Genomic DNA, 18582 nt, shown 5'->3' on the forward strand with positions numbered 1-18582 from the left:
GGGGATCCCACACAGTCGATGTGATTAGAGTGCCGGGATGAGCAGTTCGCCTCCGCCCGGCTGGTACCGCGATCCGTCCTACCCGCTCACCGAACGCTGGTGGGACGGAAACGCGTGGACCGACCACCGCCGCCAGCCCGACGTGTCCGAGCAGCCCTCGGCCCAGCCGCAGGCGGTGGCCGCCAAAGGCCCCGGGCGCACCAAGGTCGTCGCGCTGGCCGCGGCCGGGGCGGTGCTCGTCGCCTCGGCGGTCACCGGCGCCGTCGTACTCCTCGGCAAGGACGACGAAGCACAGCGACGGACGAGCACCGCGCCGACGGCCAAGTCCTCCGAGCCCGACGACGAGAGCACCTCGGAGCCCGCCTCCCCGTCCCCCTCGGGCACCCCGACCACCGCCGTGGACGACCTCAACGGCATCAGCTTCCCGATCCTCGACGGCTGGACCACCGCCGAGGACGCCCTCGAGGACGACGCGGTCCTGATCACCCCGGACACCTACCACTGCCCCGGCGAAGGCAGTGTGTGCCGGGACGGCCGCGTCGTCTCGCGCACGATCACGGGCAGCGACGAGACCTCCCCGAAGGTCCTCGCCGAGGCCGACATCGAGGACGCCGCGAACGCCGCGTACGGCCCCGGCAAGTGGGACGACCAGCGCCCGTACGGCGACATCACCGGGCACAAGGTGGTCGGCTCCGGCGCGGTCGCGGTCGCGGGCCGCGCCGGGTACTTCGTCCGCTGGCGGGTCACGACCGACGAGGGCCCCGGCGGCTACGTCCAGTCCCTCGTCTTCCCGTCCAGCAGCGGCTCCGGTGCGCCGGTCCTGGTCCGGTTCGCCCTCGACGCGCGCGACGAGGCCCCGCCCGTCGACGACATCGACGAGATCGTCAAGGGCATCCGGCCGGTGGACGACGGTGGCACGGACGGCGGAGTGGGCAGCAGCATCGGCCCCTCGTGAACGGCCGCGCGGAAGCCGGGGCGAGCCCGAAATCGTTGGACGGACCCTTGAAGCCCCTGCTGACATAGGTGGAATGAGCACCTACTGGACGGGCAAGCGCGTACGGCTGCGGGGTATCGAGCCGGAGGACTGGCAGGCGTCCATGCGGTTCGACGGCCATGCACAACACCAGCGGTCGGGCGACGTGCTCCATCCGCCACGTTCCGCGGAGAGCTACCGCGTCCGGGCGGCCGAGCAGGCCGTCGCCAATCCTGTCGGGGACTGCTTCCGCCTGGCGATCGAGGCCCTGGACGGCGGCGAGCCGGTCGGCGGCATCTCGACGCACGAAGCCGACCCGCGCGCCGGACGATTCGCCTACGGCATCGGCGTCGGCGCGGATCACCAGCGACGCGGGTACGCCTCCGAGGCGGTCGTGCTCCTGTTGCGTTTCATGTTCGGCGAACGGCGCTATCACAAGTGCGAGGCGAGCGTGTACGCCTTCAACGACGCGTCGCTCGCGCTGCACCGCTCCCTCGGCTTCGTCGAGGAAGGCAGGCTGCGTGACCACGAGTTCTTCGCCGGACGCCATCACGACGTGGTGCGCTTCGGCATGACGGCCCCGGAGTTCGCCGAACGCCACTCGCTCGGCGAACTCTGACAGGCTCGGTGCCCGGAGCCCTAGGGCGTGTTTCGAAAGTCCCGTCTGCCCCGCGACGCCTGGCACGGCGCCTCGCCGCGTTGTCGGGATCGTCCGCGTACGCCCAGTACGCGGACGACCCTCCGCCTTGCGATGCACCGCACCGGACGCCGCGGGCCCCGCCCTCCGGGCGGACGACGCCACTTTCGAAACACGCCCTAGAGGAACGTGTGGCCCTCGCCGCGATACGTCGGCACGGTCGCCGTCACCTCGTCGCCCTCCACCAGGTGCAGCACGTCGAACCGCTCGCACAGCTCCCCGGCCTTGGCGTGCCGGAACCACACCTTGTCGCCGAGCAGCAGATCGTCCGCGGGCGCGCCCAGCAGCGGCGTCTGCACCTCGCCCGGGCCCTCCTGCGGGTCGTACTTCAGCCCCTCGGGCAGATACGGCACCGGCAGCCGGTCCCGGCCGGGCGCCCCGGAGGCGGGGTAACCACCGCCCAGGACCGTGACGACCCCGACCCCCGGACGCCGTACGACGGGCATGGCGAACAGCGCGGCCGGGCGCCCGCTGAACGAGGTGTAGTTGTCGAAGAGCCGAGGCACATAGAGCCCCGACCCGGCGCCGATCTCGGTGACCGAGTCCTCCGCCGCCGTGTGCTGCACACTGCCCGTGCCGCCGCCGTTGACGAACTCCAGGTCCGGCGCCACCGCCCGTACGGCACGCACCACTTCGGCCCGCCGCGCGGCCAGCTCTTTCTTCGCGGTGGCCTGCATCAGCCGCACCGCACGCGACCGGAACGGCCGCCCGGCCACCGAGTCGCCCACACCGGCGATGTGCCCCTCGTACGCCATGATCCCGACCAGCTTGAACCCCGGGCGCCCGGCGACGGCGCGGGCCATCCGGGCCACCTCGGCGGGCGAGTGCAGCGGCGACCGCAGGGCACCGACCCGCACCCGCCCCCCGAACAGCTTCAGCGAGGTGTCCAACTCCAGGCACACGCGCACCACTTCGGCACCACCGCGCCGGGAGTCGTCGATCAGCTGGAGCTGCGAGGGGTCGTCGACCATGACGGTGACGGCGGCGGCCAGCTTCGGATCACCGGCCAGCTCGGCGAAGGCCTCGCGGTCGGCCGACGGATAGGCGAGCAGGATGTCGTCGAACCCGGAACGCGCCAGCCACAACGACTCGTCGAGGGTGAACGACATGATCCCCTGGAAGCCCTCACGGGCCAGGACCCTCTCCAGCAGCGTCCGGCAGCGAACGGACTTGCTCGCGACGCGGATCGGCTTGCCGCCGGCCCTGCGCACGAGATCGTCGGCGTTCGCGTCGAAGGCGTCGAGGTCGACGATCGCGAGAGGCGCGTCGAGATGAGCGGTGGCCCGGTCGTAGCGGGCGCGGTCGGCGGCGCGGGCAGTCATGAACGAAGCCTGCCAGACATGATTACCGCAGGGTAGGGGGACGTTCCGGGCAGATGCCGCGGCAGGTGCGGACTGGTTCCCGCTGCACCGGCGTCAACCCGTAGAGTGACGCGCACGCAGGGACGACCTCGACGGGGATGCCGATCCGCTGCCACGGGTAGGGCTTGCCTGGGCTGTCGCCACAGGCGCGGCCTCGCCTGTGGTCCGGCCACGGCCCGCCCGCGCCGGGGCCCCACCACACGCAACGACCGCTCTCCACAGGCGGTCGAACGCCCGGTCGACCCGCCGGGCGTCCCGGGTACGAGGAAACGGGGGGTGCATGAGCACGGAAGCGCGCCGCGCCTCCATCCCCCCGCGCCCACCGATACCGCCGGCCCAGGACGACATCGCCCCGCGCCACTCGCTCGACAGCGCGGAGGCATGGGACGCCACCTCGGCCCGAGGAGCCGCGGGCACGCCTTTGCAACGCCGGACACCCCGCCCGAGCGAGCCCGCACCGGAGCGGGGCGGAGAGCCCTCGCAGCCGAGGGATGCCACCTCAACCGTGCCTCTGCGGTACGACGCCGAGCCGCTGGGGGATTTTGCTTCCGCTCCGCCCTCGCGGTACGACGACGTGCCGCCGACGGATTCCGCTTCCGCTCGGTCCCTGGCATACGACTCCAGACCGGCTGGGGGTTCATCGAACCAGGTCCCGCCCGGGAGGAGCTCGACGTCGGCGTCGATGCCCCGGCCGGTTGGCGCGCCCTCGCCAGGGGGGTCCGCTGCTGGGTCGCCGCCCGGGTCGGTTCGTGTGCCGTCGTCGGGCGGTGCGTCTGTCACGCCGCCGCCGCGGCCCGTTCGCGCGCCTGCGCCGGGGGGCACGTCCGCTGTGCCACCGGCCCGCCCGCTCGGTGATCCGTCGCCGGGCGGCACGTCCGCTGCACCGCCGCCCCGGCCGGTCCGCGCACCGTCACCCGACAGCACCCCCACCGTGCCACGGCGCCCGGAGCGCCCGCCGGTGGTGGGTGGTACGCCCACATCGGGCGGATCCTCGGACCGCCGGCCCACCTCGGGTCCTGCGGCAGCCAAGGGCGATGCGCGGAACCCGCGGCGTCCCGGAGCGGCCACCGGCCCTGAGCCCTCGTACGACTTCACTGCGTCCAGTGGGCCAGAAGGCCGTGGTGGCTCCGACGGCCCCAAGGGACCGGCGGCTTTTCGCGACTCGGGGGAGCCGGGCAGGCCGACGACTTCGAGGAGCTCCGCGGAGCCCGGAAACTCGGCGCGTGCGCGGGGCGCCCAAGGCCTCGGCGGATCGGCGGCGTCGCCGGACTCCGACGCTCGCCGTGGCGGGTCCATGCCCGCGCCCGGTTCCGGTGGCCGGGGCAGAACGACGGCTGTGCCGGACTCAGTAGGGCCCGGCGGCGCGGTGCGCACGCCCGGTGCGGGAAGGCGCAGCGGACCGATGTCACCGGGTGGCCCCGACAACCCGGGCGGCCCCACGGCCTCGCCCGACTCCGTGCCCGCTGGCAGGCCGCCTCAGCAGCCCGGACGCGGCGGCTCGGACGGTTCCGCGCCCGCGCCCGCGCCCGGTTCCGCACGTCCCGCGGCTTCGTCCGGCCCCGCACACCCTGGCCGGGCAACGCCCTCCTCCGATGCGACACGCCCCGGGTCGGCCCCCTCATGGGGCGCCGCCCGGTCGGACGCTCAGCGGCCAGGGCATGGCTCCACGGACGCCGGCGAGGGTGGTGCCGCGCAGCGGCGGGCCGAGCACCCCCGGTTCTCCGACTTCCGCCGCAGCGGCGGGTCGACGGCCCCGCCGCCCCCCGCCTCGGCGCGCTTCCCGGACGCCCCGCCGTCGACCCGCAAGACCCCTCCGCAGCGCCCGGGCGGCAACCCCGCCCACCCCGCCGGACCGACCCCGACGGCACCCGTCGGCGCCCCGCACCGGCCCACGGGCCCTGTCGGCGCGACGGCACCCGGATCCGAGGGTTCCGACGCACCCGGTCGTGTCCCGCCCCGCCCCGCAGGGCCCCCCAGGGCGGATACGCCGCGCCCCGACGTACCCACGGGCGCTCCGCTCTTCGGGACGGGCCCCAGCGGTGACGCGCCCCAGTCCAGCCCGCCCCGCCCGACGGGCCGTCGTGCGGACGTGCCCCCGGGTGCCACGTCCTTCCCGACTGCGTCCCGCACAGCCACACCCTCGGGGGCTCCGCGCTTTTCGACGGGCTCCCGGGATGACGCGTCCTCGGCCCCGCCGCCCCGCTCGTCAGGTCCGCGTACGGACGCACCCTCGGGTGCCCAGAGCTTTCCGACGGGCCCCCGCACCGACGCGTCCCAGTCCACGCCGTCCCGCCCGACGGGTCGTCGTGCGGACGTGCCCCCGGGTGCCACGTCCTTCCCGACTGCGTCCCGCACAGCCACACCCTCGGGGGCTCCGCGCTTTTCGACGGGCTCCCGGGATGACGCGTCCTCGGCCACGCCGCCCCGCTCGTCAGGTCCGCGTACGGACGCACCCTCGGGTGCCCAGAGCTTTCCGACGGGCCCCCGCACCGACGCGTCCCAGTCCACGCCGTCCCGCCCGACGGGTCGTCGTGCGGACGTGCCCCCGGGTGCCACCCCCTTCCCGTCGGCGCCCCGCACAGCCGCACCCTCGGGCTCCCCGCGCTTCCCGACCGGCCCCCGCACCGACGCCTCGCAGTCCACTCCGCCCCGTCCCCCCGGTCCGCCCGCTCCCCGTACGGACGCCGACACGCCCTCCTTCCCTAGCGCACCCCGCCCCGACGTACCCCCCGGCACCCCACCCCGCCCGTCGGCGGCCCCCCGCCCCGGTGACGCACCCACCGGCACGCCACCCCTTCCGCCGGAGGCACCCCGCGTAGCCGATGGCGCCCGGCGTGGTGAGTCGGTCCCGGGGGCGCGGATGCATTCCCGCCCGGACGACCGGCCCGGTGGCTGGCAGCCGCCGACAGGGGCATCGCGGCGTTCCGCCGAGGCGATCGACGCGGTGCTCGGTGGGGCGTCGGGGCGGCCCTTCGTGACCTTCGCGCAGCCCGACACGTCGGCGCCCGCCTCGCCCTGGGCGGCACCCGAGGACCATGGCGGCCGTTCCCGGCCCTTCGGCGCCCGTGCCGTGGCCGCCGCCGCGTGCGTGGTGCTGGGTCTGGGGCTCATCGGCGGTGCCGCGGCGGGCAGTTGGCTCACCGGGGACTCGGGGCCGGAGGACACCCGCAGCGCCTTCGCGACCGCCGGCGGACTGTGGCACAGCGTGCCCGTCGACCAACTGTTCCCGCCCACCGTGGAGGGCGAAGGCGCCGGCCCCGGCGGCACCGAACGGACCTGGACTCGTATCGCCGTCGCCCCCGACAGCGGCTGCGCCGACGCCTTCGACCCGCTGCTGCGCAAGGCACTCGCCCCCGTCGGCTGCGCCCGCCTGCTCCGCGCCACCTACACCGACGCGACCCGCAGCAGTGTCGTCACCGTCGGCCTGATGTTCACCGACGCCGACGCGACGGGCATGGACTCCCTCCGGACCCGTTTCGAGAAGGAGGGCCTGGACCGGCGCACCGACCTGATGCCCCGCCCGTACGCCGCCGAGAACACCGTCGCCGGGGACTTCGGCGACGGCCAGCGGGCCTCCTGGACGATTTCCGTGCTCACGGACGTCCCGGTCGTCGTCTACGCCGTCTCCGGGTTCGCCGACGGCCGCACCGTCGGCGAACCGCAGCCCGCCGAGGAGGCCATGCGCTCCGACGCCACCACGGCCCCCGCCCAGTCCGGCCTCGGCCACGAGGCCAAGGGCCTCGCCGACCGCGTCGAACGAGGCCTGCGCAAGACCGCCGCATCCGCCACGGAGCAGCCCTCATGACGCCCCCCACGAACCCCGAGAGCAAGGGCTCCAGGCCCCATCGCGGGACCGGCCTCAGAGCCGGGCTGCTGAGCGTCTCCCTCGCCGGCTCCCTCGCGCTCCTGCCCGCCACCGCCGCCCACGCCGACAGCATCCGGGAACAGCAGTGGGCGCTGGACGCCATGCACACCCAGGATGCCTGGCGCACCACCAAGGGCGACGGCATCACCGTCGCCGTCCTCGACACGGGCGTCGACGACGAACACCCCGACCTGACCGGCAACGTCCTGCCCACCAAGGACATGGTTGGCTTCGGTGCCTCGCGCGGCGACCGCGCCTGGGCCCGGCACGGCACCGCCATGGCCGGCATCATCGCCGGACACGGTCACGGCGCCGGCAACGACGCAGGGGTCCTCGGCATCGCCCCCGAGGCGAGGATCCTCCCCGTCCGCGTCATCCTCGAAGACCGAGACCCCGCTCGCGCCAAGGCCCGCAGCACCCGCGGCAACGCGCTCGCCGAAGGCATCCGCTGGGCCGCCGACCAGGGCGCCGACGTCATCAACCTCTCCCTCGGCGACGACTCCAAGTCAGCCCACCCCGAACCCTCGGAGGACTCCGCCGTCCAGTACGCCCTCAAGAAGGGCTCGGTCGTCGTCGCCTCCGCCGGCAACGGCGGCGAGAAGGGCGACCACATCTCCTACCCGGCGGCCTACCCGGGCGTGATCGCCGTGACCGCCGTCGACGAGGACGGCATCCGCGCCTCGTTCTCCACCCGCCGCTGGTACGCCACGGTCAGCGCCCCCGGCGACGACGTCGTCATCGCCGACCCGGACCGCAAGTACTACGAGGGCTGGGGCACCAGCGCCGCCGCGGCCTTCGTCTCCGGCGCCGTCGCCCTCATCAAGGCGGCCCACCCGAACCTGACCCCCGCCCAGGTCAAACGGCTCCTTGAGGACACCGCCCGCAACGCCCCGAACAGCGGCCACGACGACTCCCGCGGCTTCGGCTTCGTCGACCCGGCCGCCGCCATCACGGCGGCCGGCAAACTCAAGCCGGAGGACCTCAGGGCGGCGGCGTACGGCCGGAAGTACTTCGGCTCAGGGCCCGACCCGGTCAAGGACGACGAGGAGACCTCCGGCTGGGCCGCCCCCGCCGCGGGCGGCCTCGGCGTGGTCCTCCTCGTCACCGCGGTGGTGCTGTGGCGCGGCCGGAGCCGCCCGGAGGAGTTCGGCGAACCCGACGACGAATACGCCGTCTGACGACAACCGCCGCGACTACTACGACGTCGTCGGCACTGTCACCCGGGAGGCGACGGCCGAGTCCTCGGCGTCCCGCTCCCCGAACGCCGACACCGCCGCCCGCGCTGCCGCCTCCACCAGCGAAACCCCCTTCGCCTTGGTCGTGTTGCCGTTCGACACGACCGCCACCAGGTAGTCGTGCCCGTCCACCGTGACCCGCCCGATGCTGTTGATGTCCCACAGCCCGGTGGCCGTACGCGGCAACCACCCGTTCTTGAGCGCGAATCCGGACCCCGAGGACCCGCCCGAGGCGGCCGCCGAGACACCCCAGTCCTGGCCCTCCGCGATCCGCCCCATCAGCTCCTGCAGATACGCCCGCGAGGCCGCGCTCAGCTCCGAGCCCTCGTCGTCCCCGAACACCTGCTGGAGCAGGGTGAGTTGGTCGGCCGCCGTGGTCTGCGTCAGCCCCCAGTACAGGCCGTCGCCGCCCTCGGTGCCGGTCAGCCCGAGCCGCTCGTTCGCGGCGTCCAGACCCGCCGCCTGCCCGATGCTCTTCCACAGCGCGGTCGCGGAGTCGTTGTCGCTGTCCCGGATCATCGTCGACGCGTACGCCTTCTCCTGCGCCGTCAACTGGCGGCCCTCGTCCTGCGCCTGGAGCAGCAGGGCCGCCAGGATGTCCGCCTTCACGATGCTCGCGGTGTCGAACTGCCCGTCCCCGTACCCCGCCGAGTCCCCGGACTCCACGTCCAGCACGGCCACCGACACCGCGGCCCCGTCCTCGACCGTCACCTCCGCCATGGCCGCCGCGAGCAACTCGTCGTGATCCACAGCGGGCGCCGTCACAGATTCCACCGAAGCCTCCTCAGCGCCCCCGTCCGCACCCGGCGAGGCCGATACCGACGATGACGCCGACGACGATACGGCGGTACCGCCGCCGTGGGCCCGGGCCTTCACGTACGCGGTGCCGCCGGCCGTCGCACCCACGACGGCGAGGCAGGCGAGCGCGACGTACAGCAGAGGGCGACGCGCGGACGAACGGGCGCCGCGACGGGCTCGACGGTCTCGGCGGGCTCTGTGAGGAGGCATGCGGCGATGCTTCAGCCCGGCGCTGTGCGATGGGTTAGGCCTTTGTTAGATGCTTGTCAGGGGAAGCTGAGAAAACCGTGAGTGACGTGACCCTCACGTTTCCGGCCCCGCACAAGCGCAGCTGACTTCCCCCGATAGGGTCGCGACCGTGGCGAACAAGAACATTCCCGACCCCGGCTTCTCCGACGACGACGGCTCCGCCGACCCCGGCCTGAGCGCGGCCCTCGCCGCCTGGGCCGAGGACCGCACCGCCGTGGGACCCGTCCTGGAGGCGCTCAAGGGCGCCCGGCTGCTCGTCCCCGTCGTGGCCGTGCTCGGCGAGGTCGAGGAGGACGAGAACGGGCTGCGCCGCGAGAAGACCAGCGACATGGCCGTCCCCACCCTGAAGGCCGGTGGCCGCACCGCACTGCCCGCCTTCACGTCCACCGACTCACTCGCCCGCTGGGACCCCGCCGCCCGACCCGTCGCCGTACCCCTGCACCAGGCGCTGCAGGCCGCCGCGCACGAGAAGGCCGACACGATCGTGCTCGACCTCGCCGGACCGGTGCCGTTCGAGCTGACCGGCCCCGCGCTGCTCGCCCTCGCCGAGGGACGCACCACCACCGATCCGCTGGCCGACCCGGCCGTCGTCGAGGCGGTACGGGGTGCCGTGGCGGCCGAGCCCGCCGTGCTCCGGGCCCACCTCGGCCCGGGACAGGCGGACGGCACCCTCGCCCTCGTCCTGGAGCCCTCGGCGGCCCCGGCCGAGGCCGCGCGCGCGGTCGCCGAGCGCCTCGCGGCCGACGAGACACTGAGGGCCCGCCTGGTCCGCGGCCTCGACCTGGCACTGCTGCCGGCCGGAGCCACGCCACCCGGCGAGCCCTTGTACGTACGAAGCTGAAAGCCTGCGCCCTGCGCCCTGCGCCCTGAGGCCAGAGCCCTGGCACTCGGCCCTAGCCGTAGACCGGCCCGGTGTACTTCTCGCCCGGGCCCTGGCCCGGCTCGTCCGGGACGAGGGACGCCTCGCGGAACGCCAGCTGCAGCGACTTCAGGCCGTCGCGCAGCGGGGCCGCGTGGAAGGAGCTGATCTCGGTCGTGGACGCGTCGAGCAGACCGGCGAGGGCGGTGACCAGCTTGCGGGCCTCGTCCAGGTCCTTGTACTTGTCGCCCTCCTCGGTCAGACCGAGCTTCACCGCTGCGGCGCTCATCAGGTTGACGGCGACCGTCACGATCACCTCGACCGCGGGGACCTCGGCGATGTCACGGGTCATCGAGTCGAAGTCGGGGGACTCAGGAGGGGTCTCACTCATGCCCACACGATAGGCCCCGGCTTCCTTTCCCCGTTCCGCGGGAGTCCATGCGCGCCGATTGGCGGCCAGGGTCTTGACACTGTAATGTGGGTGAACGACCGGTTGGACACCTGAGTGTCCGACCCGCAAGTGGAGGCTCCGAACTCCCACCTGACCGCCCTCCGGGACGGCAGGTCTCCGGTCAGACGGCCCCCACCGTTCCGTACGGACGGTGGAGTCGTCCGATGCGCGCCCCGCGGCACACCCGCGGCGGTGCTCCGGCAACCCTTGGAGCCCCGCCTGTGTTCCGTCCGGGGCATTTTTCATGCGCCGCGATGGTTGGTTCCTATGTCATACAGACATACATGGCGGTCCGCCAGACCGTCGTGTGAGGTGCTACCGAGGAGGATCCATCAGCGCCGAGCCCCGCATCAACGACCGGATTCGCGTTCCCGAGGTGCGACTTGTCGGTCCCAGCGGCGAGCAGGTCGGGATTGTCCCGCTTGCCAAGGCCCTGGAGCTTGCGCAGGAGTACGACCTCGACCTGGTCGAGGTGGCCGCGAACGCGCGTCCGCCGGTCTGCAAGCTCATGGACTACGGGAAGTTCAAGTACGAGTCGGCCATGAAGGCCCGTGAGGCGCGCAAGAACCAGGCGCACACGGTCATCAAGGAGATGAAGCTCCGGCCGAAGATCGACCCGCACGACTATGACACCAAGAAGGGTCACGTCGTCCGGTTCCTCAAGCAGGGCGACAAGGTCAAGATCACGATCATGTTCCGTGGTCGCGAGCAGTCCCGGCCCGAGCTGGGCTACCGACTGCTGCAGCGGCTCGCTTCGGACGTCGAGGACCTCGGGTTCGTCGAGTCGAACCCGAAGCAGGACGGCCGAAACATGATCATGGTCCTCGGTCCGCACAAGAAGAAGACCGAGGCGATGGCCGAGGCCCGCCAGGCGCAGGAAGCCCGGAAGGCGGAAGCGAAGGCCAACCCCGGCAAGTCGCAGAACGCCGCCGAGCACGCCGACGCCGAGCACACCGACGTGGAGCACGTCGAAGCCGAGGCGCCGGCCGAGGAGCCTGCCGAGGCGTAAGACCCCCGGACGCGAGTCCAGGGAAACCCTGGGCGCGAGTCCAGGGTGCCAACCGATAGATATGACGTTCCGTCGTGCCCGGTTTAGCGACCGGGCACCGGAGCGCCACTGACGAGGAGAGAACGGCGCTATGCCGAAGAACAAGTCGCACAGCGGTGCCAGCAAGCGCTTCAAGATCACCGGCTCCGGCAAGGTGCTCCGCGAGCGCGCCGGCAAGCGCCACCTGCTCGAGCACAAGTCGTCCCGCGTGACGCGTCGCCTCACCGGCAACGCCGAGATGGCCCCGGGCGACGCCGCGAAGATCAAGAAGCTTCTCGGCAAGTGACGAAGCGGCGCCTGATCGTCCGTCGATCACCTCGCGCCGTACGTCTGGACCGGGACCCAATCGATTTCGGGCCGTGTGAGGACAACCACGGCCCCGCTACAAGGAGTTAAAAAGTGGCACGCGTCAAGCGGGCAGTCAACGCCCACAAGAAGCGCCGGGCGATCCTCGAGCAGGCCTCCGGCTACCGCGGTCAGCGTTCGCGCCTGTACCGCAAGGCCAAGGAGCAGGTCACCCACTCACTGGTCTACAACTACAACGACCGCAAGAAGCGCAAGGGCGACTTCCGTCAGCTGTGGATCCAGCGCATCAACGCCGCTGCCCGCGCCAACGGCATCACGTACAACCGCTTCATCCAGGGTCTGAAGGCCGCGAACATCGAGGTCGACCGCAAGATCCTGGCCGAGCTGGCCGTCAACGACGCCACCGCGTTCGCCGCGCTGGTCGAGGTCGCCCAGAAGGCGCTGCCCGCGGACGTGAACGCGCCCAAGGCTGCGTGATCGCCGCGCTGGCTTGAGCCGGACGTGATGTGAACCCCGGACCCGTAGGCCACCTTGGCTTGCGGGTCCGAGTGTGTCCGGGGTGACTTTCCTCGGCTTGGTCCTGTGCGCGGGAGAGCCCGGGTCCGTCGGGGTTCGTCGTCGGGTGCGAGCAACCCCACCCACCCGCGCCCGAAACACCACCCCAACCACCCCGAAGGTGACTCATGCCCACCCCCGAGCTGATCTCCCCTCGCTCCCCGCGTGTCTCCGCCGCGCGCCGCCTCGCCAAGCGGAACTTCCGGGGCAAGGAGCGGCTGTTTCTCGCGGAGGGGCCGCAGGCCGTGCGGGAGGCCGCCGGGCACGCGGACACACTGGTCGAGCTGTTCGCCACGGTCGAGGCCGCGGAGCGGTACGCCGACATCGTGGGGGAGGCCCGCACCGCCGGCGCCCGTATCCACCTCGCCGCCGAGCAGGTCATCGCAGACATCTCGACCACCGTCACGCCCCAGGGCCTCGTCGGCGTGTGCCGGTTCCTCGACACCCCCTTCGAGGACGTCCTCGCCGCCCGCCCCAAGCTCGTCGCCGTACTCGCGAACGTGCGCGACCCCGGGAACGCCGGCACCGTCCTGCGGTGCGCCGACGCCGCCGGGGCGGAGGCGGTCGTCCTGACCGACGCCTCCGTCGACCTCTACAACCCCAAGGCCGTACGGGCCTCCGTCGGGTCGCTGTTCCATCTGCCCGTCGCCGTGGGCGTGGCGGTCGAGGAGGCCGTGGCCGGGCTGAAAGCCGCGGGCGTCCGCATCCTCGCCGCCGACGGCGCCGGGACGGACGACCTCGACGACGAGCTGGACAAGGGCACGATGGGCGGACCCACCGCCTGGGTGTTCGGCAACGAGGCATGGGGGCTTCCGGAGGAGACCCGCGCGCTGGCCGACGCCGTAGTGCGCGTCCCGATCCACGGAAAGGCGGAGAGCCTGAACCTCGCGACCGCCGCCGCCGTATGTCTCTACGCGTCAGCACGTGCACAGCGCGCCTTCGGAGGGTGCCGCTCCGTCACTCCCAGCTAGTAGGGTGACGGGCTCGGGGGCCCTCCCCCAAGCTTCTCGACCGTGCTCGAGCAGGGAGGTACCCCCATGCCGGACGAGAGGTGGGGAACGGGGATGAGGGTCGGCACCAGCAGCACACTCGGAGCACGGGATGTGCGTGCCACACCCGCGCCCCGCCACGGTGACCTCGCCGACCTCGGCATCGATCCCGACGAACTCCCCGACGGACTGGTCGTCGCCGACGAACACGGCCAGGTCATCTGTTTCAACGCCGCCGCGGCCCGCATCACCGCCACCCCTTCCGCCGACGCCCTCGGCCGCCGACTGGACAAGGCCCTGCCTTTAGAGGACCTCGAAGGCCGCCGCTGGTGGCAGCTGACCGACCCGTACGGGGGACTCGCGATCCGCGTCGGGCAGCCCGAGCGGAATCTGCTCCTCCCCGGGGGGCGTGAGGTACTCGTATCGGCTCGGTACGTGCGTATCCATCCCACCGGGCCCGTCCGCCGCGTCGTCGTCTCCCTCCGCGACACCGAGGCCCGCCGCCGCACCGAGCGCAGCCACGCCGAGCTGATCGCCACCGTCGCCCATGAGCTGCGCTCGCCGCTGACGTCCGTCAAGGGCTTCACCGCCACTCTGCTCGCCAAGTGGGAACGGTTCACGGACGACCAGAAGAAGCTGATGCTGGAGACCGTCGACGCCGACGCGAATCGCGTCACCCGGCTCATCGCCGAGCTGCTCGACATCTCCCGGATCGACTCCGGACGGCTCGAAGTGCGCCGCCAGCCCGTCGACATAGGCGCGGCCGTCGGACGGCACATCCAGGCGTACGTCGCCGCCGGCCAGCCCGCCGACAGGTTCCTGCTCCGCATCGAGCAGCCCCTGCCCGGCCTCTGGGCCGACCCCGACAAGATCGACCAGGTGCTCAGCAACCTCCTCGAAAATGCGGTGCGGCACGGCGAGGGAACCGTCACCATCGACATCAGGCCCACGGCCTCCCCCCGCGAGGGGGAGGACACCGGTACGTCGGTCACGGTGAGCGACGAGGGGCCCGGCATCCCGGAGGAGTCCATGAACCGCGTCTTCACCCGCTTCTGGCGGGGCAGCAAGCGCGGCGGCACCGGCCTCGGGCTGTACATCGTCAAGGGCATCGTCGAAGCCCACGGCGGCACCATCACGGTCGGACGCGCCCGCGGCGGCGGCGCCGAGTTCCGATTTACGTTGCCCGTGAGCGTTCCGGCCTATCTCACCTGAGATCGCCTGAGCGGCCCGCGGGCGCGTTCGAACACCTCAACCCCGTTAGACTCGGCCTTTGGCACCTTTGTGTCCCAAAAACCGTGACGATCTGTCCACGAGTCGGTACGGGGACCTTCAGCCAGCCAATCGGAAGCACGGGAAGAGATGTCGGCACCGAATAAGTCGTACGACCCTGTAGAGGTCGAGGCCTTGAAACCGGAAGAGATCGAGCGCATGCGGGACGAGGCGCTCGCCGCCTTCGCCGCCGCGGACTCCCTCGACGCGCTCCAGGAGGCCAAGGTCGCCCACACCGGCGGCACCTCCCCGCTGGCCCTCGCCAACCGCGAGATCGGCGCCCTGCCCCCGCAGGCCAAGGCCGCCGCCGGAAAGCTGGTCGGCCAGGCCCGTGGCGCGGTGAACAAGGCGCTCACCGGCCGCCAGGCCGAGCTGGAGGCCGAGCGTGACGCGCGGGTGCTGGTCGAGGAGGCAGTGGACGTCACGCTGCCGCACGACCGCGTCCCCGCCGGCGCCCGGCACCCGCTGACCACGATGATGGAGCGCGTGGCCGACGTCTTCGTCTCCATGGGCTACGAGATCGCCGAGGGCCCCGAGGTCGAGGCCGAGTGGTTCAACTTCGACGCCCTGAACTTCGGCCCGGACCACCCGGCCCGCCAGATGCAGGACACCTTCTTCGTCGAAGGCCCGAAGGGTGCTGACAGCGACGGCGAGTCCGGTGTCGTACTGCGCACGCACACCTCGCCCGTGCAGGCCCGCTCCCTGCTCAGCCGTGAGCTGCCCGTCTACGTCGTCTGCCCCGGCCGGGTCTTCCGCACCGACGAGCTGGACGCCACACACACCCCGGTCTTCCACCAGATCGAGCTGATCGCGGTGGACGAGGGCCTGACCATGGCCGACCTCAAGGGCACCATGGACCACATGGTCCAGTCGCTGTTCGGCGAGGACATGAAGACCCGGCTGCGGCCGAACTTCTTCCCCTTCACCGAGCCGTCCGCCGAGATGGACATGCTCTGCTACGTCTGCAAGGGCGAGTCCGTCGGGAACCCCGACCGCCCCTGCCGCACCTGCTCCAGCGAGGGCTGGATCGAGCTGGGCGGCTGCGGCATGGTCAACCCGCGGGTGCTGACCGCCTGCGGCGTCGACCCCGAGAAGTACAGCGGATTCGCCTTCGGGTTCGGCATCGAGCGGATGCTGATGTTCCGCCACAACGTCGAAGACATGCGAGACATGGTCGAGGGTGACGTCCGGTTCACCCGGCCGTTCGGGATGGAGATCTGATGCGGGTCCCGCTTTCCTGGCTGCGGGAGTACGTCGACCTGCCGGCCACCGAGACCGGCCGTGACGTGCAGGCGAAGCTCATCGCGGCAGGCCTCGAGGTCGAGACCGTCGAGCAGCTCGGTGACGGCCTCAAGGGCCCCCTCGTCGTCGGTCAGGTACTGACCATCGAGGAGCTGACCGAGTTCAAGAAGCCGATCCGCTTCTGCACCGTCGACGTCGGCACCGCCAACGGCACCGGCGAGCCGCAGGAGATCGTCTGCGGCGCCCGCAACTTCGCCGTCGGCGACAAGGTCGTGGTCGTCCTCCCCGGCGCCGAACTGCCCGGCGGCTTCGCGATCTCCGCGCGCAAGACCTACGGCCGCAACTCGCACGGCATGATCTGCTCCAGCGACGAGCTGGGCATGGGCGACGACGGCACCAAGGGCATCATCGTCCTCCCGCCCGAGCACGAGGTCGGCACCGACGCCGTCGAGCTGCTCGAACTGGTCGACGAGGTCCTCGACATCGCCGTCACCCCCGACCGCGGCTACTGCCTCTCGCTGCGCGGCATCGCCCGCGAGACGGCCACCGCGTACGGGCTGCCGCTGCGCGACCCGGCGCTCCTCGACGTGCCCGGCCCGAACGCGTTCGGCTACCCGGTACAGGTCTCCGACCCGCTCGGCTGCGACCGCTTCACCGCCCGCACGGTCACCGGGCTCGACCCCGACGCCCAGTCCCCGATCTGGCTCAAGCGCCGCCTGCAGAAGGCCGGCATGCGCCCGATCTCGCTGGCCGTCGACATCACCAACTACGTGATGCTGGAGCTGGGCCAGCCCCTGCACGCGTACGACCGCTCCCGGGTCCAGGGCACCATCGGGGTCCGCCGCGCCGAGGCGGGCGAGAAGCTCACCACCCTCGACGGCACCGTGCGCACGCTCGACGCCGAGGACCTGGTCATCACCGACGACCGCGGGCCCATCGGCCTCGCCGGTGTCATGGGCGGTGCCAACACCGAGATCGACGAGACCGACGGCACCACCACCGAGGTCGTCATCGAGGCCGCGCACTTCGACCCGATCGCCATCGCGCGTACGGCCCGTCGGCACAAGCTGGCCTCCGAGGCGTCCAAGCGCTTCGAGCGCGGTGTCGACCCGCTGGCCGCGGCCGCCGCCGCCCAGCGCACGGTGGACCTGCTGGTGCTCCTCGCCGGCGGCACCGCCGACGCGGGCGTCACCGAGGTCATCGCGCCCTCCGCGCCGCACACGATCACCATCCCGGCCGATCACCCGGACAAGGTCGCGGGCGTGGAGTACGGCCGCGAGACCGTCGTACGCCGTCTCCAGGAGGTCGGCTGCGACGTCTACGGGCAGGACGAGCTGATCGTCACCGTCCCGTCCTGGCGGCCCGACCTCACCGACCCGAACGACTTGGCGGAGGAGGTCATCCGTCTTGAGGGCTACGAGAACCTGCCCTCCACGCTGCCCAGGCCTCCGGCGGGCCTCGGGCTGACCGACCGGCAGCGGCTGCACCGCCGCGTCGGCCGCGCGCTGGCAGGTGCCGGATACGTCGAGGCGCCGAACTACCCGTTCATCGGCGAGCACGTCTTCGACCAGCTCGCGCTGGCCGCCGACGACAGCCACCGCAAGGTCGTCAAGCTGGTCAACCCCCTCTCCGACGAGGAGCCCGCCCTCCGTACGACGCTGCTGCCGGGCCTGCTCGCCGCGCTGCGCCGCAACGACGGCCGGGGCAGCCACGACCTGGCCCTCTTCGAGACCGGGCTTGTCTTCCACCCCCAGGACGAGCTGGGCGTGGCCGCACGCCTGCCCGTCGACCGCCGTCCCACCGACGAGGAGCTCGCGTCGCTGACGGCCGCGCTCCCCGTCCAGCCCCGGCACGCCGCCGTCGTCCTCGCGGGCGCCCGCGAGCAGGCCGGCTGGTGGGGCAAGGGGCGCCCGGCCGACTGGGCCGACGCCATCGAGTCCGCCCGCATCCTCGCGGAAGAGGCCGGCACCGAGCTGATCGTCCGCAAGGGCCAGTACGGGCCGTGGCACCCGGGCCGCTGCGCCGAGCTCGCGGTCGTCGTGGACGGTGCGGAGGAGGTCATCGGGTACGCCGGTGAGCTGCACCCCGGCGTGCTGAAGACCCTGGGTCTGCCCGCGCGCACCTGCGCGATGGAGCTGAACCTGGACACCCTTCAGGCGGCCAGCGCGGGCGTCCCGAAGGGTCCGAAGATCTCCACGTTCCCGGTGGCCACGCAGGATGTCGCGCTGGTCGTCGACACGTTCGTGCCGCACACCGAGGTCGAGGCCGCGCTGCGCGAGGGAGCGGGTGAACTGCTGGAGAGCATCCGGCTGTTCGACGTGTACGAGAACGCGGAGCAGCTGGGTGACGGGCGGAAGTCCCTGGCGTATGCGCTCCGCTTCCGGGCCGCGGATCGGACGCTGACGGTCGATGAGGCGTCGGCGGCTCGGGATGCGGCGGTTGCCCTCGCGGGTGAGCGGGTGGGAGCCGTTCTGCGGAGCTAGTCGTGCCTGGCTCCTGAGGGGGGCGGGGAGCTGCGTGTTGTTGGCGGCCGCGGGTAGTCCGTGGCTGGTCGCGCAGTTCCCCGCGCCTCTTCTGGGGGTCGGCCCCCACACCCCCCATCAGTCCCGCCCCATCCGTCACCTCACTCGTTCGGGTGGCTGTTTCGGATGATCTGGTCCTTACGGGGCATGCGGCGACAGAATC

The 18582-nt window shown here is 72.4% G+C and carries 15 protein-coding genes; 12 read left to right on the forward strand and 3 right to left on the reverse strand.

Going from position 1 to position 18582, the window contains the following annotated elements:
* Positions 1–37: 37 nt before the first annotated feature.
* Together SGFS_RS44900 and SGFS_RS44905 are read left to right on the forward strand one after the other, a co-directional pair.
* Positions 38–955, forward strand: a complete 918-nt coding sequence (locus tag SGFS_RS44900; RefSeq protein ID WP_286258257.1) for a DUF2510 domain-containing protein — start codon at positions 38–40, stop codon at positions 953–955.
* Between the two features lie 73 nt (positions 956–1028).
* Positions 1029–1592: a GNAT family N-acetyltransferase gene (locus SGFS_RS44905; RefSeq protein WP_286258258.1), complete on the forward strand. Its 564-nt coding sequence runs from the start codon at positions 1029–1031 to the stop codon at positions 1590–1592.
* A 197-nt stretch (positions 1593–1789) separates the two neighbouring features.
* On the opposite strand, the gene SGFS_RS44910 is transcribed toward SGFS_RS44905, so the two are convergent.
* A complete protein-coding gene (locus SGFS_RS44910; RefSeq protein ID WP_286258260.1) occupies positions 1790–2992 on the reverse strand; it encodes an amino acid deaminase/aldolase in 1203 nt (400 codons plus the stop codon).
* 2899 nt (positions 2993–5891) lie between these two features.
* Here SGFS_RS44910 and SGFS_RS44915 point away from each other — a divergent pair.
* On the forward strand, positions 5892–6836 hold the full coding sequence (locus SGFS_RS44915; protein ID WP_286258262.1) for a hypothetical protein: 945 nt from the start codon (positions 5892–5894) through the stop codon (positions 6834–6836).
* Complete coding sequence (gene mycP, locus SGFS_RS44920) at positions 6833–8074, forward strand: type VII secretion-associated serine protease mycosin (RefSeq protein ID WP_286258263.1); 1242 nt, start codon at positions 6833–6835, stop codon at positions 8072–8074. Before SGFS_RS44915 ends, mycP begins: the two co-directional genes overlap by 4 nt.
* A gap of 18 nt (positions 8075–8092) precedes the next feature.
* Here mycP and SGFS_RS44925 read toward each other — a convergent pair whose 3' ends face one another.
* Complete coding sequence (locus SGFS_RS44925; RefSeq protein WP_286258264.1) at positions 8093–9139, reverse strand: serine hydrolase; 1047 nt, start codon at positions 9137–9139, stop codon at positions 8093–8095.
* Between the two features lie 148 nt (positions 9140–9287).
* Between SGFS_RS44925 and SGFS_RS44930 the strand changes: the two genes are divergently transcribed.
* Complete coding sequence (locus SGFS_RS44930; protein ID WP_286258265.1) at positions 9288–10019, forward strand: SseB family protein; 732 nt, start codon at positions 9288–9290, stop codon at positions 10017–10019.
* Between the two features lie 52 nt (positions 10020–10071).
* Here SGFS_RS44930 and SGFS_RS44935 read toward each other — a convergent pair whose 3' ends face one another.
* Positions 10072–10428, reverse strand: coding sequence for a DUF1844 domain-containing protein (locus tag SGFS_RS44935; RefSeq protein WP_286258266.1), 357 nt, complete (start codon positions 10426–10428; stop codon positions 10072–10074).
* A gap of 367 nt (positions 10429–10795) precedes the next feature.
* On the opposite strand from SGFS_RS44935, the gene infC reads away from it, so the two are divergent.
* From infC to pheT, 7 genes are all read left to right on the forward strand, one after another.
* Positions 10796–11497 (forward strand): translation initiation factor IF-3, encoded by a 702-nt coding sequence (gene infC, locus SGFS_RS44940; protein ID WP_286258267.1) that lies wholly within the window; start codon positions 10796–10798, stop codon positions 11495–11497.
* A 130-nt stretch (positions 11498–11627) separates the two neighbouring features.
* Positions 11628–11822 (forward strand): 50S ribosomal protein L35, encoded by a 195-nt coding sequence (rpmI, locus tag SGFS_RS44945; RefSeq protein ID WP_003977225.1) that lies wholly within the window; start codon positions 11628–11630, stop codon positions 11820–11822.
* A 113-nt stretch (positions 11823–11935) separates the two neighbouring features.
* Positions 11936–12319, forward strand: coding sequence for a 50S ribosomal protein L20 (gene rplT, locus SGFS_RS44950; RefSeq protein WP_033531708.1), 384 nt, complete (start codon positions 11936–11938; stop codon positions 12317–12319).
* 206 nt (positions 12320–12525) lie between these two features.
* A complete protein-coding gene (locus tag SGFS_RS44955; RefSeq protein WP_286258269.1) occupies positions 12526–13368 on the forward strand; it encodes a TrmH family RNA methyltransferase in 843 nt (280 codons plus the stop codon).
* A gap of 93 nt (positions 13369–13461) precedes the next feature.
* The gene (locus SGFS_RS44960; protein ID WP_286260371.1) at positions 13462–14598 is read left to right on the forward strand and encodes a sensor histidine kinase; all 1137 of its coding nucleotides are present in this window, start codon (positions 13462–13464) and stop codon (positions 14596–14598) included.
* A 147-nt stretch (positions 14599–14745) separates the two neighbouring features.
* Complete coding sequence (pheS, locus tag SGFS_RS44965) at positions 14746–15876, forward strand: phenylalanine--tRNA ligase subunit alpha (RefSeq protein ID WP_286258270.1); 1131 nt, start codon at positions 14746–14748, stop codon at positions 15874–15876.
* Positions 15876–18380 carry a phenylalanine--tRNA ligase subunit beta gene (gene pheT / locus SGFS_RS44970; protein ID WP_286258271.1) on the forward strand — a complete coding sequence of 835 codons (2505 nt, stop codon included), beginning with the start codon at positions 15876–15878 and terminating at the stop codon, positions 18378–18380. Before pheS ends, pheT begins: the two co-directional genes overlap by 1 nt.
* Positions 18381–18582 lie beyond the last annotated feature (202 nt).

This window comes from Streptomyces graminofaciens (assembly GCF_030294945.1).
Lineage (GTDB): Bacteria > Actinomycetota > Actinomycetes > Streptomycetales > Streptomycetaceae > Streptomyces > Streptomyces graminofaciens.